19 protein-coding genes are annotated in these 24,307 nt (G+C 50.9%); 15 read left to right on the plus strand and 4 right to left on the minus strand.

Annotated features, from left to right (window positions below; all coding sequences use genetic code 11):
• The 4 genes from OGX91_RS01245 to OGX91_RS01260 form a co-directional block, all read left to right on the plus strand.
• On the plus strand, positions 1 to 482 hold a 482-nt coding region (locus tag OGX91_RS01245), incomplete at its 5' end, for a 4Fe-4S dicluster domain-containing protein (RefSeq protein WP_155022056.1).
• Position 483: 1 nt separating this feature from the next.
• Positions 484 to 1,347: a dimethyl sulfoxide reductase anchor subunit family protein gene (locus OGX91_RS01250; protein WP_005123569.1), complete on the plus strand. Its 864-nt coding sequence runs from the start codon at positions 484 to 486 to the stop codon at positions 1,345 to 1,347.
• 331 nt (positions 1,348 to 1,678) lie between these two features.
• Positions 1,679 to 2,827 carry an MFS transporter gene (locus tag OGX91_RS01255; protein WP_005123568.1) on the plus strand — a complete coding sequence of 383 codons (1,149 nt, stop codon included), beginning with the start codon at positions 1,679 to 1,681 and terminating at the stop codon, positions 2,825 to 2,827.
• Positions 2,828 to 3,034: 207 nt separating this feature from the next.
• The gene (locus tag OGX91_RS01260) at positions 3,035 to 4,456 is read left to right on the plus strand and encodes an amino acid permease (protein WP_005123567.1); all 1,422 of its coding nucleotides are present in this window, start codon (positions 3,035 to 3,037) and stop codon (positions 4,454 to 4,456) included.
• A 43-nt stretch (positions 4,457 to 4,499) separates the two neighbouring features.
• Here the strand turns inward: OGX91_RS01260 and pflA are convergent, their stop codons facing one another.
• The 4 genes from pflA to ycaO form a co-directional block, all read right to left on the minus strand.
• Positions 4,500 to 5,240 (minus strand): pyruvate formate lyase 1-activating protein, encoded by a 741-nt coding sequence (gene pflA / locus OGX91_RS01265; RefSeq protein ID WP_003035751.1) that lies wholly within the window; start codon positions 5,238 to 5,240, stop codon positions 4,500 to 4,502.
• Positions 5,241 to 5,425: 185 nt separating this feature from the next.
• Positions 5,426 to 7,708 carry a formate C-acetyltransferase gene (gene pflB / locus OGX91_RS01270; protein ID WP_005123565.1) on the minus strand — a complete coding sequence of 761 codons (2,283 nt, stop codon included), beginning with the start codon at positions 7,706 to 7,708 and terminating at the stop codon, positions 5,426 to 5,428.
• A gap of 59 nt (positions 7,709 to 7,767) precedes the next feature.
• Positions 7,768 to 8,625: a formate transporter FocA gene (gene focA / locus OGX91_RS01275; protein WP_003831909.1), complete on the minus strand. Its 858-nt coding sequence runs from the start codon at positions 8,623 to 8,625 to the stop codon at positions 7,768 to 7,770.
• A gap of 404 nt (positions 8,626 to 9,029) precedes the next feature.
• A complete protein-coding gene (ycaO, locus tag OGX91_RS01280; protein WP_149692501.1) occupies positions 9,030 to 10,790 on the minus strand; it encodes a 30S ribosomal protein S12 methylthiotransferase accessory factor YcaO in 1,761 nt (586 codons plus the stop codon).
• Positions 10,791 to 11,236: 446 nt separating this feature from the next.
• Here ycaO and serC point away from each other — a divergent pair, with 446 nt between their 5' ends.
• The 11 genes from serC to kdsB all read left to right on the plus strand — a co-directional run bounded on the left by serC (position 11,237) and on the right by kdsB (position 24,245).
• Positions 11,237 to 12,325, plus strand: coding sequence for a 3-phosphoserine/phosphohydroxythreonine transaminase (gene serC / locus OGX91_RS01285; RefSeq protein WP_005123563.1), 1,089 nt, complete (start codon positions 11,237 to 11,239; stop codon positions 12,323 to 12,325).
• Positions 12,326 to 12,394: 69 nt separating this feature from the next.
• The gene (aroA, locus tag OGX91_RS01290) at positions 12,395 to 13,678 is read left to right on the plus strand and encodes a 3-phosphoshikimate 1-carboxyvinyltransferase (RefSeq protein ID WP_286625248.1); all 1,284 of its coding nucleotides are present in this window, start codon (positions 12,395 to 12,397) and stop codon (positions 13,676 to 13,678) included.
• A gap of 171 nt (positions 13,679 to 13,849) precedes the next feature.
• The gene (gene cmk / locus OGX91_RS01295) at positions 13,850 to 14,533 is read left to right on the plus strand and encodes a (d)CMP kinase (protein WP_005123561.1); all 684 of its coding nucleotides are present in this window, start codon (positions 13,850 to 13,852) and stop codon (positions 14,531 to 14,533) included.
• Between the two features lie 113 nt (positions 14,534 to 14,646).
• A complete protein-coding gene (rpsA, locus tag OGX91_RS01300; protein WP_003035776.1) occupies positions 14,647 to 16,320 on the plus strand; it encodes a 30S ribosomal protein S1 in 1,674 nt (557 codons plus the stop codon).
• Positions 16,321 to 16,479: 159 nt separating this feature from the next.
• The gene (gene ihfB / locus OGX91_RS01305; RefSeq protein WP_003035780.1) at positions 16,480 to 16,764 is read left to right on the plus strand and encodes an integration host factor subunit beta; all 285 of its coding nucleotides are present in this window, start codon (positions 16,480 to 16,482) and stop codon (positions 16,762 to 16,764) included.
• 206 nt (positions 16,765 to 16,970) lie between these two features.
• The gene (locus OGX91_RS01310; protein WP_286625249.1) at positions 16,971 to 19,235 is read left to right on the plus strand and encodes a ComEC family protein; all 2,265 of its coding nucleotides are present in this window, start codon (positions 16,971 to 16,973) and stop codon (positions 19,233 to 19,235) included.
• 36 nt (positions 19,236 to 19,271) lie between these two features.
• The gene (gene msbA, locus OGX91_RS01315; RefSeq protein ID WP_040231807.1) at positions 19,272 to 21,020 is read left to right on the plus strand and encodes a lipid A ABC transporter ATP-binding protein/permease MsbA; all 1,749 of its coding nucleotides are present in this window, start codon (positions 19,272 to 19,274) and stop codon (positions 21,018 to 21,020) included.
• Positions 21,017 to 21,994, plus strand: a complete 978-nt coding sequence (gene lpxK / locus OGX91_RS01320; RefSeq protein ID WP_286625250.1) for a tetraacyldisaccharide 4'-kinase — start codon at positions 21,017 to 21,019, stop codon at positions 21,992 to 21,994. The genes msbA and lpxK overlap by 4 nt, the downstream gene beginning before the upstream one ends.
• Before the next feature lie 41 nt (positions 21,995 to 22,035).
• Complete coding sequence (locus OGX91_RS01325; protein ID WP_286625251.1) at positions 22,036 to 23,268, plus strand: winged helix-turn-helix domain-containing protein; 1,233 nt, start codon at positions 22,036 to 22,038, stop codon at positions 23,266 to 23,268.
• A 51-nt stretch (positions 23,269 to 23,319) separates the two neighbouring features.
• Complete coding sequence (gene ycaR, locus OGX91_RS01330; RefSeq protein ID WP_003035793.1) at positions 23,320 to 23,502, plus strand: protein YcaR; 183 nt, start codon at positions 23,320 to 23,322, stop codon at positions 23,500 to 23,502.
• Complete coding sequence (gene kdsB / locus OGX91_RS01335) at positions 23,499 to 24,245, plus strand: 3-deoxy-manno-octulosonate cytidylyltransferase (RefSeq protein ID WP_005123554.1); 747 nt, start codon at positions 23,499 to 23,501, stop codon at positions 24,243 to 24,245. The genes ycaR and kdsB overlap by 4 nt, the downstream gene beginning before the upstream one ends.
• The last annotated feature ends 62 nt before the right edge of the window (positions 24,246 to 24,307 follow it).

The following is a 24,307-nucleotide window of genomic DNA, read 5'->3' on the forward strand; positions in this document are numbered from 1 at the left end:
ACTGGCAGGAAGATAACGGTGTCTGGCACCAGAACGTTTTCGCCTACTACCTCTCCATTGCGTGTAACCACTGTGAAGACCCGGCCTGTACCAAGGTGTGTCCAAGCGGCGCGATGCACAAACGTGAAGATGGTTTTGTGGTCGTGGATGAAGACGTGTGCATTGGCTGTCGCTATTGCCACATGGCCTGCCCGTATGGCGCACCGCAATACAATGCCGCCAAAGGACACATGACCAAGTGCGATGGCTGTCATGAACGTGTTGCTGAGGGTAAGAAACCCATCTGTGTCGAATCCTGCCCGCTGCGTGCGCTGGACTTCGGCCCGATAGAGGAACTGCGTAAAAAACACGGCACCCTGGCCGCGGTTGCGCCGCTCCCTGGCGCGCACTTTACCAAACCGAGCATCGTCATCAAACCAAATGCCAATAGCCGCCCGACCGGGGATACCACGGGTTATCTGGCTAATCCGAAGGAGGTGTAAGATGGGAAGTGGATGGCATGAATGGCCGCTGATGATCTTCACTGTTTTCGGGCAGTGTGTGGTTGGCGGCTTTATCGTTCTGGCGCTGGCGCTGATGAAAGGCGACTTACGCCCTGATTCACAACAGCGTGTGATTGCCTGCATGTTTGGCCTGTGGGTATTGATGGGCATCGGTTTTATTGCTTCCATGCTTCATCTGGGCTCACCGATGCGGGCGTTTAACTCCCTCAACCGTGTCGGTTCTTCCGCGCTAAGTAACGAAATCGCCAGCGGCTCGATCTTCTTTGCCGTTGGCGGTATTGGCTGGTTACTGGCGGTGTTGAAAAAAATGTCGCCGGCATTACGCAATCTGTGGTTAGTTCTCACCATGGTGCTGGGCGTCGTTTTTGTCTGGATGATGGTGCGCGTATATAACACTATTGATACGGTGCCTACCTGGTATAGTGTCTGGACGCCGATTGGATTCTTCCTGACGTTGTTTATGGGAGGTCCGCTGCTGGGATATCTGCTATTACGCGTTGCCGGAATTGACGGCTGGGCGATGCGACTGCTGCCTGCTATTTCAGTGCTAGCGCTGGTCGTGAGTGGCATCATGTCCGTGATGCAGGGTGCCGAGCTGGCGACAATCCACAGCTCAATTCAGCAGGCATCTGCGCTGGTGCCCGATTACGGTTCGCTGATGGCATGGCGGATTGTGGCGCTGGCTTTAGCGTTATGCTGCTGGATTGTTCCGCAGGTGAAAGGCTACCAGCCGGCAATACCGCTGCTTTCCGTCGCGTTTATTCTGCTGTTAGTCGGTGAGCTGATTGGCCGCGGCGTGTTCTATGGTCTGCATATGACCGTCGGCATGGCGGTCGCCAGCTAACCTGAAAATGCCGAATGGCATCGCGATTGTCCGGCCTACACATTACAGTACTGAACGTGTAGGTCGGATAAGGCGTTAATACGGTCATCCCACAAATAAAAGATGCCGATTATCCATGAATTTTTTCGACTGAACGTAGCGGGGTAATTTTGTTTTAGATCAATTAAAACAAATAGATGTACTTTCCCATTTTTTATCAATCCGCATTAAGAATCAGTAATACGAATCGATCCCCCTGAAAGCGCCTCAGGCCCCTGATTGCGCCGATTGACAATGTTTTTTGCAGTGGCATGATGCGCATGAAATTTGAACTTCCTCACGGTTTTTATTCATGTCCACCTATACCCGTCCCGTTATGCTATTGCTGTGCGGGCTGCTTCTGTTGACCCTGGCGATCGCCGTGTTAAACACGCTCGTCCCGCTTTGGCTCGCCCATGAAAATCTGCCAACCTGGCAGGTAGGTGTGGTCAGTTCGTCTTATTTCACCGGAAATCTGGTTGGGACGTTACTGACCGGGTACTTAATTAAACACCTCGGTTTTAACCGCAGCTATTACATCGCTTCGCTTATTTTTGCCGCGGGCTGTGTCGGACTGGGCGTCATGGTAGGTTTTTGGAGCTGGATGACCTGGCGTTTTATTGCGGGTATCGGTTGTGCCATGATCTGGGTGGTGGTGGAAAGTGCGTTGATGTGCAGCGGGACGTCGCGTAACCGTGGACGCTTACTTGCCGCCTATATGATGGTCTATTACGTAGGGACGTTTTTAGGACAATTATTGGTCAGTAAAGTCTCGACAGAATTAATGAATGTTCTGCCGTGGGTGACCGGCACTATCCTTGCCGGAGTATTACCGCTGCTCTTTACCCGCATTGTGAATCAGCAGGGTGATGAACAACAGTCAACCCCCATTGTCTCTATGCTGAAGCTTCGCCAGGCTCGTCTGGGTGTGAATGGCTGCATTATTTCCGGGATTGTGCTGGGGTCGTTGTATGGCCTGATGCCGCTGTACCTCAACCATCAGGGTGTCAGCAATGCCAGCATTGGTTTCTGGATGGCGGTACTGGTCAGTGCAGGTATTCTGGGACAATGGCCAATTGGTCGTCTGGCCGATAAGTTAGGTCGCCTGCTGGTTTTGCGCGTTCAGGTCTTTGTGGTAATCGTCGGGAGTATCGCCATGCTGAATCAGGCGGCGATGGCACCCGCATTGTTTATGCTGGGCGCGGCAGGTTTCACCCTTTATCCGGTGGCGATGGCCTGGGCCTGCGAGAAAGTAGAACATCATCAGTTGGTCGCTATGAACCAGGCATTGTTATTAAGCTATACCGTGGGTAGCCTGCTTGGGCCGTCATTTACCGCCATGCTGATGCAAAATTATTCTGACAGTTTACTGTTTATAATGATTGCCAGCGTATCGTTTATTTATTTACTGATGCTGCTGCGTAAGACAGGGCATACACCGAATTCTGTGGCGCATATCTGAACAGGATAAAAACAGGTTCCCATACATGCTGTTTATGTATCCTTTATAGGAGCCTGTTTTATTTAATCATCGCTATTCTTTCCTGAAAATAAAATGTGCAGAAGATTATAGTTTTACATTCTGCCGTTTCCGCTTGGCCATTTTACCGCGCATAATTCCTCGCTTCATTTATTGATTATCAAAAGTAGCGTCTACGAAGGATCGCCAATGGCAAGTGTGCAGGAAAAACAATTGCGGTGGTACAACATCGCATTGATGTCTTTTATTACCGTATGGGGATTCGGCAATGTTGTAAACAACTATGCTAATCAGGGATTAGTGGTTGTCTCTTCATGGATATTTATTTTTGCCCTCTATTTTATCCCTTATGCACTGATTGTCGGACAACTTGGCTCCACGTTTAAAGACGGTAAGGGTGGGGTTAGTACATGGATTAAACACACAATGGGTCCGGGACTGGCTTATCTCGCAGCGTGGACCTATTGGGTGGTGCATATCCCTTATCTGGCGCAAAAGCCACAGGCTATTCTGATTGCGCTGGGGTGGGCGCTGAAAGGCGATGGTTCGCTGATTAAAGAGTATACCGTGGTGGCGTTGCAGGGGCTGACGTTAGCGCTGTTTGTCTTTTTCATGTGGGTTGCATCCCGTGGCATGAAATCGCTTAAAATCGTTGGATCGGTTGCGGGGATTGCGATGTTTGTGATGTCCATTCTGTATGTCGTAATGGCCGTCACCGCCCCGGCGATTACTGATGTGCAAATCGCCACAACCAATATCACCTGGGAATCTTTTATCCCGCACATCGATTTTACCTATATTACAACGATCTCGATGCTGGTCTTTGCGGTCGGTGGCGCGGAGAAAATCTCTCCATACGTTAACCAGACGCGTAACCCTGGCAAAGAGTTCCCGAAAGGGATGTTAGTTCTGGCGGTTATGGTGGCGGTGTGCGCGATCCTGGGTTCTCTGGCAATGGGGATGATGTTTGACTCTCAGCATATTCCTGATGACTTAATGACTAATGGCCAGTATTACGCTTTCCAGAAACTCGGGGAGTATTACGGCATGGGTAACACATTGATGGTTATTTATGCAGTTGCCAACACGTTAGGTCAAATTGCGGCTTTGGTGTTTTCTATTGATGCGCCGCTTAAAGTTTTACTGGGCGATGCCGATCGCAAATATATTCCTGAAAGCCTGTGTAAAACCAATGCCTCTGGAACACCGGTGAATGGCTATATTCTGACACTGGTGCTGGTGGCCATTTTGATTATGTTGCCAACCCTGGGGATTGGCGACATGAACAATCTCTACAAATGGTTGCTAAATCTCAACTCTGTCGTGATGCCATTGCGTTATTTATGGGTGTTTGTGGCGTTTATTGCTGTTATTCGCTTAGCGCAGAAATATAAGCCGGAATATGTCTTCATTCGTAACCGATCGCTGGCGATGACGGTGGGAATTTGGTGTTTTGCGTTTACTGCGTTTGCCTGCCTCACGGGGATCTTTCCGAAAATGGAAGCCTTTACTCCAGAGTGGACATTCCAGCTCACGCTGAACATCGTGACGCCGTTTGTGCTGGTTGGACTGGGATTGATTTTCCCGCTGCTGGCAAGAAGAGGGCGTTAAAGGGAAATGTGGTGGGTAACAGGCTCGTTACCCACCACAAAGCTTAGTACATCACTTTGTGACCATACTGCTCAAGGATGCCTTTTACGCGTTCCATGGTCTCTTTTTTCGGCGGCTTCACGCCGTCGAGTTTGTACTCTTCACCCATTGCCACCCATTTGTGTTTGCCAAGTTCGTGGTATGGCAGCAGTTCAATTTTTTCGACATTGCCCATGTCACGGGTAAACTCGCCCAAACGGTGTGCTGAATCATCATCATCGGACCAGCCAGGCACGACAACGTAGCGGATCCACACTTTGATGTCTTTGTTAGACAGGTAACGAGCGAACTCCAGCGTACGATGGTTAGATACGCCGACCAGGTTCTGGTGGATCTCGTCGTTCATCTGTTTCAGATCGAGCATCACCAGGTCGGTGACTTCCAGCAGTTCATCAATCACTGGATCGTAACGGCGAACAAAACCGTTAGTATCAAGACAGGTATGAATCCCTTCTTTTTTACAGGCACGGAACCAGTCACGGACGAATTCAGCTTGCAGAATGGCCTCTCCGCCGGATGCCGTTACGCCACCACCGGATGCGTTCATAAAGTGACGATAGGTCACGACTTCTTTCATTAATTCATCGACGGTGACTTCTTTACCGCCGTGCGTATCCCATGTGTCACGGTTGTGGCAGTACAGGCAGCGCATCAGGCAGCCCTGGAAGAAGGTAATAAAACGGATGCCCGGGCCATCAACAGTGCCACAGGATTCAAAGGAGTGAATGCGACCAATAACTGACATTGCGGTGTTTCTCCAGGTGTGGCCCATCCGGGGCCAGTGTTAGTGCACAGTTATTAACTGTGTCGAGTCTGTTTTGGCTGTTATCCATAAGTATAGATAGCTGACAAAGCAGGCTATTAAAAAGGCCCCACTTACGTGGAGCCTTTATTGTACGCTTTTTAAAGTACGATTTCAGTCAAAACCAATTACATGGTCTGAGTGAAGGTACGAGTAATAACGTCCTGCTGCTGTTCTTTAGTCAGGGAGTTAAAACGTACTGCGTAGCCAGAAACACGGATGGTCAGCTGCGGATATTTTTCCGGATGTTCCATCGCATCCAGCAGCATTTCACGGTTCATGACGTTCACGTTCAGGTGCTGACCACCTTCGATGGACGCTTCGTGGTGGAAGTAACCATCCATCAGACCAGCCAGGTTGGTCTTACGAACTTCGTCGTCTTTACCCAGCGCGTTCGGAACGATAGAGAAGGTGTAAGAGATACCATCTTTAGCGTAAGCAAACGGCAGTTTAGCAACGGAGGTCAGAGAGGCAACAGCACCTTTCTGGTCACGACCGTGCATTGGGTTAGCACCCGGTCCGAACGGCGCGCCAGCACGGCGACCATCTGGGGTGTTACCAGTTTTCTTACCATAAACCACGTTAGAGGTGATGGTCAGAACAGACTGAGTCGGGATAGCGTTACGATAAGTAGTCAGTTTCTGAATTTTCTTCATGAAACGTTCTACCAGGTCAACCGCCATGTCATCAACGCGAGAGTCGTTGTTACCAAACTGCGGGTATTCGCCTTCGATTTCGAAGTCGATAGCCAGACCGTCTTCGTCACGAATCGGTTTAACTTTCGCATATTTGATTGCAGACAGGGAGTCAGCAGCAACGGACAGACCAGCGATACCACACGCCATGGTGCGGATAACGTCACGGTCGTGCAGCGCCATCAGAGAGGCTTCGTAGCTGTACTTGTCGTGCATGTAGTGAATAACGTTCAGTGCGGTGACGTACTGTTTAGCCAGCCAGTCCATGAAGTGATCCATGCGGTCCATAACTTCGTCGAAGTTCAGAACGTCGCCTTTGATCGGTTCAGATTTAGGACCAACCTGCATTTTCAGTTTTTCATCAACGCCACCGTTGATTGCGTACAGCATGGTTTTCGCCAGGTTTGCACGCGCACCGAAGAACTGCATTTGTTTACCAACAACCATCGGGCTTACGCAGCAAGCGATAGCGTAGTCGTCGTTGTTGAAGTCCGGACGCATCAGGTCATCGTTCTCGTACTGCAGAGAAGAGGTGTCGATGGACACTTTAGCGGCGAATTTCTTGAAGTTCAGAGGCAGTTTTTCAGACCACAGAACAGTGATGTTCGGCTCCGGAGAAGGACCCATGGTGTACAGGGTGTTCAGGAAGCGGAAGCTGTTTTTGGTAACCAGAGTACGGCCGTCAACGCCCATACCACCGATAGATTCAGTTGCCCAAATCGGGTCACCGGAGAACAGTTCATCATATTCAGGCGTACGCAGGAAACGAACCATACGCAGTTTCATGACCAGGTGGTCAATCATTTCCTGAGCGTCTTGCTCGGTGATTTTGCCCGCTTTGATATCACGTTCGATGTAAGCATCCAGGAAGGTGGATACGCGACCGAAGGACATTGCTGCACCGTTCTGAGATTTAACCGCGGCCAGGTAGCCGAAGTAAGTCCACTGGATAGCTTCCTGAGCGTTGGTAGCCGGACCAGAGATATCGCAGCCATATTTAGCCGCCATTTCTTTGATCTGACCCAGAGCGCGGTGCTGTTCAGCGATTTCTTCACGCAGACGGATAGTTGCTTCCAGGTTTACGCCGTTTTCCAGATCGGACTGCAGAGAGACGAACTGAGCATATTTGTCTTTCATCAGGTAGTCGATACCGTACAGCGCAACGCGACGGTAGTCACCGATGATACGGCCACGGCCATACGCATCAGGCAGACCAGTCAGAACACCGGATTTACGGCAGTTCAGAATGTCTTTGGTGTAAACATCGAATACGCCCTGGTTGTGGGTTTTGCGGTATTCGGTGAAGATTTTTTTCAGCATCGGGTCCAGTTCGCGATTGTACGCTTTGCAGGAACCTTCAACCATTTTGATGCCGCCAAACGGAATGATCGCACGTTTCAGCGGAGCTTCAGTCTGCAGACCAACAATTTTCTCGAGCGCTTTGTTGATGTAGCCAGCGTCGTGAGAAGTGATGGTAGAAGCAACGGAGGTGTCAAAGTCAACAGGCGCATGAGTGCGGTTTTCCTGTTTAACGCCTTCCATCACGCTGTCCCACAGTGCAGTGGTCGCATCAGTTGCGCCAGCCAGGAAGGACTCGTCACCCTCATATGGAGTGTAGTTTTTCTGAATGAAGTCACGGACGTTTACTTCATTCTGCCAGTCACCTTTGGTAAAACCTTCCCAGGCTGTGGCTAACTTTTCATTAAGCTCGGACATGTAACACCTACCTTCTTAAGTGGATTTTTTATTTACTGCGTGTAATGGGCATCATCAGATTAATGATGATCGTTACCACGCAGGTAAATGACCCAGTATGTCAACCCGACCAACAAACCGCCGCCGATAATGTTACCGATCGTAACCGGAATCAGGTTATCGGTGATGAAATTCATCACGGTCAGGTGAGAAAAATTCTCCGGAGAAGAACCGACAGCGGTCCAGAATTCCGGGGTGGCGAAATCACGTATTACGATACCCATAGGGATCATAAACATGTTTGCGATACTGTGCTCAAAACCGCTGGCAACGAACATTGCGACCGGTAATACCATGATAAACGCTTTGTCCATCAGGCTGCGGCCAGAGTAGCTCATCCATACCGCCAGGCACACCATCAGGTTAGCCAGAATACCAAGGCTTACAGCTTCAACAAAAGTATGGTGCACTTTGTGGTCGGCAGTTTGCAGGACGTTGAGCCCCCACGCGCCGTTGGCGGTCATATACTCGCCAGAAAGCCACATGAGTAACACAAAAATCAGCGCACCAATCAGGTTACCGACATAAACGTTAAGCCAGTTCTTCGCTAACTGACCCCAGGTAATACGACCACTGGCTTTAGCGACGACAATCAGTACGGTTGAAGTGAAGAGGTCAGCGCCGCAGACAACGCAAAGGATCAGCCCCAGGGAAAAGCAGATACCACCTACCAGCTTTGCCATGCCGAAAGGCATTGTGCCGGTACCGGTTGTGGCAGTGATATAGAAAACAAAGGCAATTGAAATGAACACACCGGCAGTAATTGCCAGATAGAACGTCTTAAGCGGATGTTTCGTTGCTTTATAGACGCCTGCTTCTTCGGCAACTTTGGCCATAGCAGCAGGAAGTATAAGATCAAAAGGGTTGTCAGCTTTCACACTAACTCTCTCTTTATTAAGTCGGCGACGAGATACTAACAAAGCATTATAGATGAGAATTTGATATAGATCATATCTCGCCTGGCTTATAGGCCCGCAAGGCGCATGGTTTTTATGCGATTACGGAGTAACTTGTTGATTATCCATATAAAAATAAATTTTAAAAATTATAAGGTGAGTTGAATTTTTTCTTTTTGTCTCCTGTCAGACAGTTAATTAAAATGGAGTAATTGAGATAAAAAAACACATTAATACGCTATTTTTTTTAATATCAACTACTAATATTTAACCTTGTTTTTACATTTATTTTCCGATTTGACCAAAATAAAAAACAGGGCGCTTAAAGCGCCCCGTAATATATCCCAGACAATACCTTTAGCCTACTTAGCGCAGGCTGACTGTCACTATTTTGACCAATGTGCAGCTTTCGCGCGTTGCAGCTTCTCATAGGCTTTCAGCAGAGACTGATGTGCCGGGAAAGCCTGCAGATCGCTATCAACGGTTTGCAGCCCGTAGAATGGCGCTTCGCCACTCAATGCCGCACTTGCCGCTTCAACCGCCTCGGCACCGTACATGCGGACAAACGCATTCAGATATTGCAGCGGCTGACGATCTTCTTCCTGAGAGAGCAGCAGTAGCGTTTGCAGACAGCGGTAGTAGTTGGCACGTTCAGCGCTAAAGACGGAGGCATTGAATTCCATCGTCCATTCCGTCCAGACCAGCGCCTGCTCCAGGTCGCCACCGGCCAGCGCCAGCATCACTTTTAGCTCGCCAATGCGCAGGGTATACCAGCCGTTATCCGCACCGGTTGCCAGACCAAGCAGTTCGCGTACGCGGGTGAAGTCGTCAAAGCCTTCTTCATCCAGCTGTTCGATCAGATTGAGATAGTCTTCTTTATCCCATTCACTGCCCGGCAGAGAGAGGATGGTGTCACGTAGATGGGCGCCCATGGCGTTGTTGGCTAACCACAGATCTTCAGCCGGGTAGATGTCAGACATTCCCGGAACAATAATACGGCAGGCGTAAACGCTCAGATGCTCATAGTCGGCGATGTAGACTTCCTTATCTTCCGCTTTGAAGATGGCCATCAGGGTGGCGAACTCTTCTTCTGTTGTACCGGAGAAACTCCAGTCAACGAACGGGTAATCGGCATCCTGCTTGAACAGATCCCAGGAGATCAGACCGCTGGAATCGATGAAGTGCGTTTCGAGGTTAGTGTGCTCAGCCACTTCTTCATCGTCGAAGGTTGGGGGAGTGAAGACATCAAGATCTTTCAGACCACGGCCCTGCAACAGTTCAGTGACGGTACGCTCCAGTGCAACACCGAAATCCGGGTGCGCACCGAAAGAGGCAAAACAGGTACCGTTAGCCGGGTTGAACAGTACAACGCAGATAACCGGGTATTTGCCGCCCAGCGAGCCGTCGTATGCGAAGATTGGGAATCCTTCGGCTTCCAGCTTTGCGATGGATTCAACGACTGCCGGGTAACGCGCCATCACTTCGGCCGGAATTTCCGGCAGGCTGATGCTTTCCGCGATAATGCGGTTCTTCACATAGCGCTCAAAAACTTCAGACAGCCCCTGAACGCGGGCTTCATTCGGTGTGTTACCCGCAGACATACCGTTAGATACGTACAGGTTACCGATAATGTTCATCGGAATGTAAACGGTCTGATTATCTGACTGACGGGTAAACGGCAGGCCGCAAACGCCGCGTTCTTCATTGCCGGATTGCAGATCGATAAGCATGCTGCCGGTCAGTTCATTGTCTGGATCGTAGAATGCACGCAGACGCGCATCCAGCAAACCTTCAGGTACGTCATCATCTTCTGTCAGTGGGAACCATTTTTCGTTCGGGTAATGTACGAACGGACCGTTGGCGATGGTGTCGCCCAGCCAGAAATCCGCAAAGAAGTAGTTAGTCGACAGACGCTCAAAATATTCACCCAGTGCGGAGGCCAGCGCCGCTTTTTTCGTCGCACCTTTACCGTTGGTAAAGCACAGCGCGCATTCTTTGTCGCGAATATGTACAGACCAGACGTTAGGAACGGGGTTCAACCATGAGGCTTCTTCAATTTGAAAACCGAGGTCGAGTAATTTTTGCTGGAAGCGAGCGATGGAATCTTCCAGTGCGGCATCTTTGCCGGGGATAAATGTTTGCGTCATGAAAATCACTTTTGTCGTACGGAAAGCGCGCAATGATACGGGTTTTCAATGAATGGCGCTATCGCCGCCGGAGCCTCGGCGTAAATAAAGCATTTGATTCACACCGTAGCGTGTTCAGTTGAATGTCTGCGGACTATCTGCTGAAGGGAAGGGGGGCTTCTTTCTTTATATATCTCTGCGCTATGCAAAACCAGAATGGTCGAAGGCCAGTCGGGCAAAACGGGCCACCTGATAGCGAAAATCTCGGTTTTTATCCGTCAATCCGATAGATTCTGTTGTGTGACGCATCGCTCATTTTTGCCCTGGTCGGTTTTACCCATTGCGGCGCGTGTCACTGAATGATAAAACCGATATCCACAGGAATAACTTATACCCAATGTCTGTCACAGGAATTATCGTAAACGACAGGATGTTGATTGGACAACAACACAACGTGGTGAGGGGAAATGGCTCAGGTCTTCAATTTTAGTTCAGGTCCGGCAATGCTACCGGCAGAAGTACTTAAACTGGCTCAACAGGATCTTTGTGACTGGAACGGTCTTGGCACGTCGGTAATGGAAATTAGCCACCGTGGCAAAGAGTTCATCCAGGTTGCAGAGGAAGCGGAGCAGGATTTTCGCGATCTTCTCAGTATCCCCTCCAACTATAAAGTGTTGTTCTGCCATGGCGGTGGTCGTGGGCAGTTTGCGGGTATTCCGTTAAATATTCTGGGTGATAAAACGACGGCGGATTACGTCGATGCCGGTTACTGGGCAGCCAGCGCGATTAAAGAAGCGAAAAAGTACTGCACGCCAAACGTTATTGATGCCAAAGTCACCGTTGACGGCCTGCGCGCTGTTAAGCCGATGAGTGAATGGCAGCTTTCTGACAACGCGGCGTATCTGCACTATTGCCCGAACGAAACCATCGACGGTATCGCGATTGATGAAACGCCGAATTTTGCCAGCAATGTGGTGGTTACGGCGGATCTGTCCTCGACTATTCTTTCCGCACCGCTTGACGTTAGCCGTTATGGCGTAATTTATGCCGGAGCGCAGAAAAACATCGGCCCGGCCGGGCTGACGATTGTCATCGTACGCGAAGATTTACTGGGTAAAGCCCACGTGTCTTGCCCGTCGATCCTTGACTATACCGTACTGAATGACAACGACTCCATGTTTAACACGCCACCGACCTTTGCCTGGTATCTGTCTGGCCTGGTCTTTAAATGGCTGAAAGGGCAAGGCGGTGTTAACGCGATGGATAAAATTAACCAGCAAAAAGCGGAACTGCTGTACGGCGTGATTGATAACAGCGATTTCTACCGCAACGATGTGGCGAAATCGAACCGTTCACGCATGAACGTCCCGTTCCAGTTGGCTGACAGCGCACTGGATAAACTTTTCCTGGAAGAGTCTTTCGCTGCGGGCCTGCACGCGCTGAAAGGGCACCGTGTGGTCGGCGGTATGCGCGCGTCCATCTACAATGCTATGCCGCTGGAAGGCGTGAAAGCGCTGACCGATTTCATGATCGATTTTGAGCGTCGCCGCGGCTAATCTGCTGTACTTTTCATCCCCGCAGCCAGCCTGTGGGGTTTTTATGTCTGTTTTTGAGAGTTGAGTTTCATGGAATCCCTGACGTTACAACCCATTGCGCGGGTGGATGGCACCATCAATCTGCCTGGATCCAAAAGTGTTTCTAACCGCGCTTTGCTGCTGGCTGCATTAGCAAATGGCACCACTGTCCTGACCAACCTGCTGGACAGTGATGATGTCCGCCATATGCTGAATGCGCTGAATGCGTTAGGGATTAGCTACACCCTTTCTGCCGATCGCACGCGTTGCGAGATAATCGGTAGTGGCGGCGCGCTGCATGCAGAAGGCGCTGTAGAGCTGTTCCTTGGTAATGCCGGAACCGCAATGCGCCCGCTGGCTGCCGCTCTGTGCCTGGGCAGCAATGACATCGTGCTGACGGGCGAACCGCGCATGAAAGAGCGCCCGATTGGTCATCTGGTTGATGCGCTACGCCAGGGCGGAGCCAACATTGAATACCTGGAGCAGGAAAACTATCCGCCTTTACGTCTGCGTGGTGGTTTCACCGGAGGACAAGTTGAGGTTGACGGCAGCGTATCCAGCCAGTTCCTCACTGCATTGCTGATGACTGCGCCGCTGGCGCCGCAGGATACGACAATCGCGATTAAAGGCGAGCTGGTATCCAAACCTTACATTGATATCACACTGAACCTGATGAAAACGTTTGGTGTTGAAATTGAGAATCAGAACTACCAGCGTTTTGTCGTGCAGGGTCAGCAGCAGTATCAGTCGCCGGGTGCATATCTGGTTGAAGGCGATGCTTCTTCAGCTTCCTATTTCCTCGCGGCAGGCGCTATTAAAGGCGGTACGGTGAAGGTTACCGGGATTGGGCGTCATAGCATGCAGGGTGATATTCGCTTTGCCGATGTGCTGGAAAAAATGGGCGCGACCGTGACATGGGGTGATGATTTTATTGCCTGTACTCGCGGTGAGTTGAACGCTGTCGATATGGATATGAATCATATTCCTGATGCGGCAATGACCATTGCGACCGCCGCGCTGTTTGCAAAGGGCACAACGACTTTACGGAACATATACAACTGGCGTGTCAAAGAGACCGACCGTCTGTTTGCGATGGCAACGGAGTTGCGTAAAGTGGGGGCGACGGTGGAAGAGGGCGAGGACTATATTCGCGTTACGCCGCCAGCGACGTTACAGTTTGCAGATATCGAGACCTACAACGATCACCGCATGGCGATGTGTTTCTCGCTGGTGGCGTTGTCTGACACGCCGGTAACCATTCTGGATCCTAAATGCACCGCCAAGACCTTCCCGGATTATTTCGAACAGCTGGCGCGTATTAGTACTCCTGCCTGATTTTGTTGCCGCACTAACTGGTGCGGCACATTCTAACATCTCCGATTGCCTATTTATTCTACACTCAGCTTCAATGATTCTGCATTTTTCACACAAAGATAACGATCATTGTCGTTGGCGCGTATAATGCGCGGCGTTCACGTTAACGTATGCCCGTTTAAGGAGAAAAAGATGACGGCAATTGCCCCGGTTATTACCATTGATGGCCCAAGCGGTGCAGGAAAAGGCACCTTGTGCAAGGCAATGGCGGAAGCATTGCAGTGGCATCTGTTAGATTCAGGCGCGATCTACCGCGTACTGGCGCTCGCAGCGTTACATCACCATGTTGATGTCACTTCTGAAGATGCTCTGGTACCGCTTGCCTCACACCTGGATGTGCGTTTTATCTCAACGGACGGCAACCTGGAAGTCATTCTGGAAGGCGAAGATGTCAGCGGTGAAATCCGCACCCAGGAAGTGGCGAATGCCGCCTCTCAGGTCGCTGCGTTTCCTCGCGTACGCGAAGCGCTGTTACGTCGTCAACGCGCGTTTCGTGAAGCGCCCGGCCTGATTGCCGACGGACGTGACATGGGGACCGTGGTATTCCCGGATGCACCAGTGAAAATTTTTCTGGACGCCTCCTCGCAAGAACGTGCGCATAGACGTATGCTACAGTTGCAGGAAAAGGGCTTTAGTGTTAACTTTGAACGCCTTTTGGCCGAGATCGAAGAACGCGATTACCGCGATCGTAACCGTGCTGTAGCGCCGCTGGTTCCCGCTGCTGATGCTTTAGTTTTGGATTCAACCCGATTAAGCATTGAGCAAGTGATTGAAAAAGCGTTACAATACGCGCGCCAAAAACTGGCTCTCGCATAAGTGCGACCGAATTTGCAGTACCCCCGTTGCAATGGATTGACAGCGGGTATGTTAAACAACCCCATCCGGCATGGAGCCAGGTGGACGTTAAATATGAAACCTGAAGATTAAACATGACTGAATCTTTTGCTCAACTGTTTGAAGAATCCTTAAAAGAAATCGAAACCCGTCCGGGTTCCATCGTTCGTGGTGTTGTTGTTGCTATCGACAAAGACGTAGTACTGGTTGACGCCGGTCTGAAATCTGAGTCCGCCATTCCGGCAGAGCAGTTCAAAAACGCCCAGGGCGAGCTGGAAATCCAGGTTGGTGACGAAGTTGACGTTGCTCTGGATGCAGTAGAAGACGGCTTCGGTGAAACCCTGCTGTCCCGTGAAAAAGCTAAACGTCACGAAGCTTGGATCACGCTGGAAAAAGCTTACGAAGAAGCTGCAACCGTTACTGGTGTTATCAATGGCAAAGTCAAGGGTGGCTTCACTGTTGAGCTGAATGGTATTCGCGCGTTCCTGCCGGGTTCCCTGGTAGACGTTCGTCCGGTCCGCGACACGCTGCACCTGGAAGGCAAAGAGCTTGAATTCAAAGTAATCAAGCTGGATCAGAAGCGTAACAACGTTGTTGTTTCCCGTCGTGCCGTTATCGAATCCGAAAACAGCGCAGAACGCGATCAACTGCTGGAAAACCTGCAGGAAGGCATGGAAGTTAAAGGTATCGTTAAGAACCTCACTGACTACGGTGCATTCGTTGATCTGGGTGGCGTTGACGGCCTGCTGCACATCACCGACATGGCATGGAAACGCGTTAAGCATCCGAGCGAAATCGTAAACGTTGGCGACGAAATCACTGTTAAAGTGCTGAAGTTCGACCGCGAGCGTACTCGTGTATCTCTGGGCCTGAAACAGCTGGGCGAAGATCCATGGGTAGCTATCGCTAAGCGTTATCCGGAAGGTACCAAACTGACTGGTCGCGTGACCAACCTGACCGACTACGGCTGCTTCGTTGAAATCGAAGAAGGCGTTGAAGGCCTGGTTCACGTTTCCGAAATGGATTGGACCAACAAAAACATCCACCCGTCCAAAGTTGTTAACGTTGGCGACGTAGTGGAAGTTATGGTTCTGGATATCGACGAAGAACGTCGTCGTATCTCCCTGGGTCTGAAGCAGTGCAAAAACAACCCATGGCAGCAGTTCGCGGAAACCCACAACAAAGGCGACCGTGTTGAAGGTAAAATCAAGTCTATCACTGACTTCGGTATCTTCATCGGCCTGGACGGCGGCATCGACGGCCTGGTTCACCTGTCTGACATCTCCTGGAACGTTGCAGGCGAAGAAGCAGTACGTGAATACAAAAAAGGCGACGAAATCGCAGCAGTTGTTCTGCAGGTTGATGCAGAACGTGAGCGTATCTCTCTGGGCGTTAAACAGCTCGCAGAAGATCCGTTCAACAACTGGGTTGCACTGAACAAGAAAGGCGCAATCGTAAACGGTAAAGTCACTGCAGTTGACGCTAAAGGCGCAACCGTAGAACTGGCTGACGGCGTTGAAGGTTACCTGCGCGCTTCTGAAGCTTCCCGCGACCGCGTTGAAGATGCAACTCTGGTTCTGAGCGTAGGCGACGACGTTGAAGCTAAATTCACCGGCGTTGATCGTAAGAACCGTGCAATCAGCCTGTCTGTTCGTGCTAAAGACGAAGCTGATGAGAAAGATGCAATCGCAACTGTTAACAAACAGGAAGATGCTAACTTCTCTAACAACGCAATGGCTGAAGCTTTCAAAGCAGCTAAAGGCGAGTAATATCGAGTGCTCTAAATCCTTTGTGCTGTTAACAGCACAAAGGGTGACGAGTAGCTTGACAGATTACAGGATTCGTCCTGTAATCAATGACAAAGGGCGGCTACGGCCGCCCTTAATCAATGCAGCAGCTAATTTTGCCTTTAAGGAACCGGAGGAATCATGACCAAGTCAGAATTGATTGAAAGACTTGCAACCCAGCAACCTCATATTCCCGCGAAAGCGGTTGAAGATGCAGTAAAAGAGATGCTGGAACATATGGCCTCGACTCTTGCGCAGGGCGAGCGTATTGAAATCCGCGGTTTCGGCAGCTTCTCTTTGCATTACCGCGCACCACGCACCGGACGTAATCCGAAGACCGGCGATAAAGTGGACCTGGAAGGAAAATACGTTCCGCACTTTAAGCCGGGTAAAGAACTGCGCGATCGCGCCAATATTTACGGTTAAGTCCTCAGCAAGACTTAGCCCCGAGAAAAGCACCTGTATGGGTGCTTTTTTCATTTTTACCTCTCTGTACTGGAATCTCTCTCCCAACTTATTTGTATGTTACATCTGCAGTTAAATAACAGCGGAATGCACCTCGTTTACCGGTAATTAGCTGCCAGACATCTGCTGAGTTGTCCTGCACACTCCCTGTCACAGGGAGGTGTCATATGAAAATAACAACAGTTAGTACGTGTGCGTTATGCGGCATTCTCCCGCTGACGGTATTACCCGTATTACCTGACATGCTGTGTGTCAGCTTTGTATTTGGTCTGGCGTGTCTGCTTTGCCTCATTCCTCATCGATATATGCATTACGCCGGGTTAGTCCTGCTGTTTTTCCTGTGGGGAATACTGGCAGCGAAAGAGGTTATCTGGACTGGTGATGCGCTCCCAGCCAAAACGCAGCAGGCTATCGTTCAAATAACCGGGACTGACAATATGACCACGCACTACGGTCAGATTACACACCTTCAGGGGAGCCGGATATTTCCTGCCGTTGGCGTCGTACTGTATGGGCAGTATTTACCCGGCGATGTTTGCGCTGGTCAGACATGGGCGATGACGCTGAAAGTTCGCGCTGTGCATGGGCAACTGAATGAAGGTGGATTTGATAGCCAGCGCTATGCATTGGCACAGCATCAGCCGCTGACGGGGCGTTTTCTGCAGGCCTCAGTGATTACGCCGCAATGCAGTCTGCGTGCACGTTATCTCTCCTCGCTAAAAACCACGCTTGCCGCCTATCCCTGGCAGCAAGTCATACTGGGGCTGGGGATGGGAGAACGTTTGTCTGTATCGCAGGCGGTAAAAAATATAATGCGTGATACCGGAACAGCACATTTGATGGCCATTTCCGGGCTGCATATTGCTTTTGCCGCACTCCTCGCTGGCGGACTGATACGAGGTGGACAATTTTTAATGCCGACACGCTGGATCTGCTGGCAGGCTCCGCTAGTCGGGGGTGTGCTCTGCGCTGCATTTTATGCCTGGCTGACGGGCCTGCAACCACCGGCATTACGCACGGTCATCGCGCTAATGGTATGGGGGGCACTAAAACTAAGCGGCAGGCAGTGGAGTGACTGGACGGTCTGGATTACCTGCCTGGCAGCAATTGTGGTAGTGGATCCGGTCGCGGTGCTTTCACAAAGTCTGTGGTTGTCTGCTTTCGCTGTGACGGCACTGATATTCTGGTATCAGTGGATGCCGATGCCGTACTGGCCGCTCTCGCGTATCGGACGTGCAGTGCTGGCGCTTGCTCATTTGCAATTTGGCATTACGCTTCTGCTTCTGCCTGCCCAAATCGCATTATTTCACGGTGTTAGCCTGAGCTCATTTCTGGCCAATTTATTTGCGGTACCGCTGGTCACATTTGTTTCAGTTCCTCTGATATTAGCGGGTATGGTCGTGCATTTAACCGGTCAGGTGATGATTGAGGCAGGCCTGTGGTATCTCGCTGACCGTTCCCTGGCGCTGTTATTTTGGGGTCTCAATAGCTTACCGGAAGGATGGCTCAACATTGATGCGCGTTGGCGATGGTTTGCACTGTCCCCATGGCTGATGCTTATTGCATGGCGATTAAATGCCTGGAAAACGCTACCGGTTGCCTGTTTTACCGGGCTTTTGTTATTGAGTGGGCCGTTCTGGAGAACACCCCGCGCTGATTTGTGGCAGGTACATATGCTGGATGTAGGACAGGGGTTGGCAATGGTGATTGTCCGTAATGGCAAAGCGATTCTCTATGATACCGGGTTGGCCTGGCCCGAGGGCGATAGTGCGCAGCAGTTGATCATTCCCTGGCTACGTTGGCACAACCTGGAACCGCAAGGGGTAATTCTAAGCCACGAACATTTGGATCATCGGGGAGGGTTGCAATCACTACGGCAAGCCTGGCCGTCACTGTGGGTCAGAAGTCCGTTGGGCTGGAAAGGGCATCTCCCTTGTTTTCGCGGGGAGCGTTGGCAATGGCAGGGATTAACATTTAGCGCACATTGGCCAGTCAGTGGAAATAAAGAGCAGGGGAATAACCATTCCTGCGTGGTAAAGGTGGATGACGGACATCAGAGTATTCTCCTGACAGGTGATATTGAATCCTCTGCTGAACAAAAAATGCTAAGTCACTACTGGCAGCATCTGCAGGCTACGTTTGTGCAGGTTCCACACCATGGGAGTAACACATCATCCTCACTGGCGCTGATTCAACGCGTTAGCGGACAGGCCGCAATAGCCTCAGCATCCCGCTACAATGCCTGGCGTCTACCGTCATGGAAAGTCCGACAGCGTTACCGGCAACAAAATTATCAGTGGCTGGACACACCCCACCAGGGGCAAATCACGCTGGATATTTATCAAAAAAGTTGGCGAATACGCAGCTTACGGGATCAGATTTTACCCCGTTGGTATCATCAGTGGTTTGGCGTGTTGGAGGATAACGGGTAGAATATGCGGCTATTCTAACAAATGCTGGTTTTTTGAATGCATAACGATAAAGATCTCTCTACGTGGCAGACGTTTCGCCGACTATGGCCAACCATAGCGCCTTTTAAATCGGGTCTGATCGTGGCGGGTATAGCGTTAGTCCTTAACGCGGCCAGCGATACCTTCATGTTATCGCTCCTCAAGCCATTACTGGATGATGGTTTTGGTAAAACTGATCGCTCTGTACTGCTGTGGATGCCTCTGGTGGTCATTGGGCTAATGATAGTTCGCGGTATTACGAGCTATGTCTCCAGCTACTGCATTTCATGGGTGTCAGGTAAAGTGGTCATGACCATGCGTCGCCGCCTGTTTGGTCATATGATGGGCATGCCTGTCGCCTTTTTTGATAAACAGTCTACAGGCACGTTGCTATCACGTATTACCTATGATTCCGAGCAGGTCGCGTCTTCGTCTTCCGGCGCATTGATCACTGTGGTACGTGAAGGGGCCTCAATTATTGGCCTGTTTATCATGATGTTCTACTACAGTTGGCAGCTGTCATTGATCCTAATTGTGCTGGCGCCCATCGTATCGGTGGCCATTCGAGTGGTCTCCAGGCGTTTTCGTAGCATCAGTAAAAACATGCAAAACACCATGGGGCAGGTGACCACCAGCGCAGAGCAAATGCTGAAAGGCCACAAAGAAGTTTTGATTTTTGGTGGTCAGGAAGTTGAAACCAAGCGTTTTGACAAAGTCAGCAACAAGATGCGTCTGCAGGGTATGAAGATGGTTTCCGCCTCTTCTATCTCTGACCCTATCATCCAGCTGATTGCGTCTCTGGCTCTGGCCTTCGTGTTATATGCGGCCAGTTTCCCAAGCGTAATGGAAAACCTGACGGCAGGGACAATCACCGTTGTCTTCTCTTCAATGATCGCCCTGATGCGTCCGCTGAAGTCACTGACTAACGTCAATGCACAGTTCCAGCGCGGTATGGCGGCATGCCAGACCTTATTTACGATTCTGGATAGTGAACAAGAGAAAGATGAAGGTAAACGCGTCATTGAGCGCGCTTCCGGCGATCTGGAGTTCCGTAATGTGACCTTTACCTACCCGGGCCGTGACATTCCTGCGTTACGTAACATCAACCTGAATATTCCGGCGGGCAAAACCGTTGCCCTGGTTGGACGTTCTGGTTCGGGTAAATCCACTATTGCCAGCCTGATCACGCGCTTCTACGATATCGATGAAGGGCAGATTCTGATGGATGGGCACGACCTGCGTGAATACACCCTGTCATCTCTGCGCGATCAGGTGGCTCTGGTATCGCAGAACGTTCACCTGTTCAATGATACGGTTGCCAACAATATTGCCTACGCGCGTACCGATATGTATAGCCGTGAGCAGATCGAAAAAGCTGCGCAGATGGCCTACGCCATGGATTTCATCAACAAGATGGATGATGGTCTGGATACGGTGATTGGCGAAAACGGCGTGCTGCTTTCAGGTGGTCAGCGCCAGCGTATCGCCATTGCTCGCGCCTTGCTGCGCGACAGTCCGATCCTGATCCTCGATGAAGCTACGTCGGCGCTGGATACCGAATCCGAACGCGCGATTCAGTCTGCACTTGATGAGCTACAGAAAAACCGTACCTCTCTGGTTATTGCTCACCGCCTTTCTACCATTGAACAGGCGGATGAGATCATCGTGGTAGAAGACGGGCTGATTGTTGAGCGCGGAACCCATAGCGAACTGCTTGAGCAGCGTGGGGTTTATGCACAATTACATAAAATGCAATTTGGTCAATGATCGCACGTATCTGGTCCGGTGAATCGCCGTTGTGGCGATTATTATTGCCACTTTCCTGGCTGTATGGTCTGGTGAGTGGCGGGATTCGTCTATGCTACAAGCTTGGGCTTAAACGTGCATGGCGTGCGCCAGTACCGGTGGTGGTGGTCGGCAATCTTACCGCAGGCGGCAATGGTAAAACACCGGTAGTCATCTGGCTGGTTGAACAGCTGCAGCAACGCGGTATTCGTGTGGGCGTAGTGTCTCGTGGCTATGGCGGGAAAGCGGCGACGTATCCGCTATTGCTAACAGCAGACACTACTAGCGCAGAAGCGGGTGATGAGCCTGTGCTTATCTTTCAACGTACCGGCGTACCCGTAGCGGTATCTCCGGTAAGATCGGATGCGGTAAAAGCGATCCTTGCTCACCATGATGTGCAGATTATTGTGACAGACGATGGGTTACAGCACTATCGTCTGGCACGTGATGTGGAAATCGTGGTGATTGACGGTGTTCGTCGGTTTGGTAACGGCTGGTGGCTCCCTGCGGGCCCAATGCGTGAGCGTGCGGGTCGGCTGAAATCGGTGGATGCCACGATCGTTAATGGCGGCGTGGCGCGACCGGGTGAAATTCCCATGCTTCTTGAGCCGGGGCTGGCCGTTAATTTACGTACTGGTGAACGCCGCGATGTCGCGCAACTGCCTGATATTGTCGCCATGGCGGGTATCGGCCATCCCCCCCGTTTTTTTGCCACGCTTGAGGCATGTGGCGCCAGGCCACAAAAATGTGTCGCACTGGCGGACCATCAGTCTCTGACCTACAGTGACGTCAGTGCGTTGTTAGCCGAAGGACAAACGCTGGTGATGACGGAAAAAGATGCCGTGAAATGCCGCGCATTTGCCGATGATAACTGGTGGTATTTACCCGTTGACGCACATCTGTCAGGCGAACGGCCTGATGCGTTGCTGGATAGCTTAATCTCGCTGACTCGCTGACTGATTCACGCTGCGGCAGCGAATCATTTATGAGGCCATAAATGTTGTTGCCGCGTCTTTCTCTGACGGATGCCCGTCATCTTCACCTTGCTGCCCAGGGGCTGCTGAAAAAAACACGCCGTCGGGCAACGCCTGCAGATATTCTTCCCACCATTTCGCGCATGTCGTTACTGCAAATCGATACCATCAATATTGTCGCGCGCAGCCCCTATCTGGTGCTGTTTAGTCGTTTGGGCGACTATTCCCCCCAATGGCTCGATGACTCCTTAATGCAGGGCGAACTGATGGAGTATTGGGCGCATGAAGCCTGTTTTTTACCGCGCAGCGACTTTACGCTGATACGCCATCGTATGTTGGCTCCGGAAAAAATGGGCTGGAAATACAAAGCGGCGTGGATGAAAGAACATGCTCATGAAATAGAGCAACTGTTGCAGCATATCCAGCATAACGGGCCGGTACGTTCAGCCGATTTCGAGCATTCGCGTAAGGGGGCCAGCGGCTGGTGGGAATGGAAACCACAAAAGCGGCATCTGGAAGGGCTTTTTACATCCGGGAAAGTGATGGTGGTGGAGCGGCGTAATTTTCAGCGAGTGTATGATTTAACGCATCGCGTCATGCCTCATTGGGATGATGAGCGTGACCGGCTGTCGCAGGATGAAGCCGAAATTATGATGCTGGATAACAGCGCCCGTAGTTTGGGTATTTTCCGTGAGCAGTGGCTGGCGGACTACTATCGCCTGAAGCGTCCGGCGTTAAAAAACTGGTGCGATATGCGAAGGGAACAGCGACATATAATTCCTGTTGATGTAGAAGGGCTGGGCACCTTGTGGCTGCATAGCCACCTTCAGCCGCAACTGGAACTTGCTCTGGCGGGAAAGTTGACTGCCACCCACAGCGCTGTTTTATCCCCGTTTGATCCGGTGGTCTGGGATCGTAAACGGGCAGAACAGCTGTTTGATTTTAGCTACCGACTGGAATGCTATACGCCAGCGCCCAAACGTCAGTATGGTTATTTCGTCTTGCCGCTGCTGTATCGCGGGCAGTTAGTTGGGCGCATGGACGCCAAAATGCACCGTAAAACCGGCGTGCTGGAGGTTATTTCGCTGTGGTTGCAGGATGACATCAAACCTGGGGTTACTCTGCAAAAAGGCTTGCTCCAGGCCATCAGTGATTTTGCTCGCTGGCAGCAGGCGACGCGAGTGACATTGGGGAATTGCCCGGACGGTTTATTTGCTGACTCCCGGCACGGTTGGGAAATAGACCCAGCCTCTTAATTGATTATGTTAATATTTACGGATTCACAATCCGGTCCATCTGGAGGAACTATGGATCATCGTCTGCTTGAAATCATTGCCTGCCCGGTATGCAATGGCAAACTCTGGTTTAACCAGGAAAAACAGGAACTGATTTGTAAACTGGATAACCTTGCTTTCCCACTGCGCGATGGCATTCCAGTTTTGCTGGAAACCGAAGCCCGTGTTCTGACTGCTGATGAGAGTAAATCATGAGTTTTGTGGTCATTATTCCTGCGCGTTATGCGTCCACACGTTTACCGGGTAAGCCGCTGCTGGATATCAACGGCAAGCCCATGATTGTGCATGTGCTGGAGCGAGCGCGTGAATCTGGCGCTGAGCGTATTATTGTTGCTACCGATCATGAAGATGTCGCTCGTGCGGTAGAAGCGGTGGGTGGCGAAGTGTGCATGACACGTGCCGATCACCAGTCTGGCACGGAGCGACTGGCGGAAGTTGTCGAGAAATGTGGTTTTAGCGATGATACCGTTATCGTGAACGTACAGGGTGATGAGCCGATGATCCCGGCGGTCATTATTCGCCAGGTCGCTGAGAATCTGGCGCAGCGCCAGGTTGGTATGGCGACCCTTGCAGCCCCGATTCACAGCGCGGAAGAGGCATTTAATCCGAATGCGGTAAAAGTTGTGCTGGATGCCGAAGGTTATGCGCTCTATTTTTCACGCGCGACCATTCCGTGGGATCGCGACCGTTTCGCCAAAAGCCTCGAAACGGTGGGCGATACTTTCCTGCGTCACCTGGGCATTTACGGTTATCGCGCCGGATTTATTCGCCGTTATGTAAACTGGCAGCCGAGTCCGCTTGAGCATATTGAAATGCTGGAGCAACTGCGTGTGCTGTGGTACGGCGAAAAAATTCACGTCGCCGTTGCTAAGGAAGTTCCTGGCACAGGGGTTGATACCGCTGAAGATCTTGAGCGTGTTCGCGCTGAGATGCCTTAGTTTTTCTCACGATTCTCCATTAAGATACGCTGAATAATTTAAGTTGCAGGAGGCTTGACTCA

Source organism: Citrobacter sp. Cpa228, assembly GCF_030333085.1.
Taxonomy (GTDB): Bacteria; Pseudomonadota; Gammaproteobacteria; order Enterobacterales; family Enterobacteriaceae; genus Citrobacter; species Citrobacter pasteurii.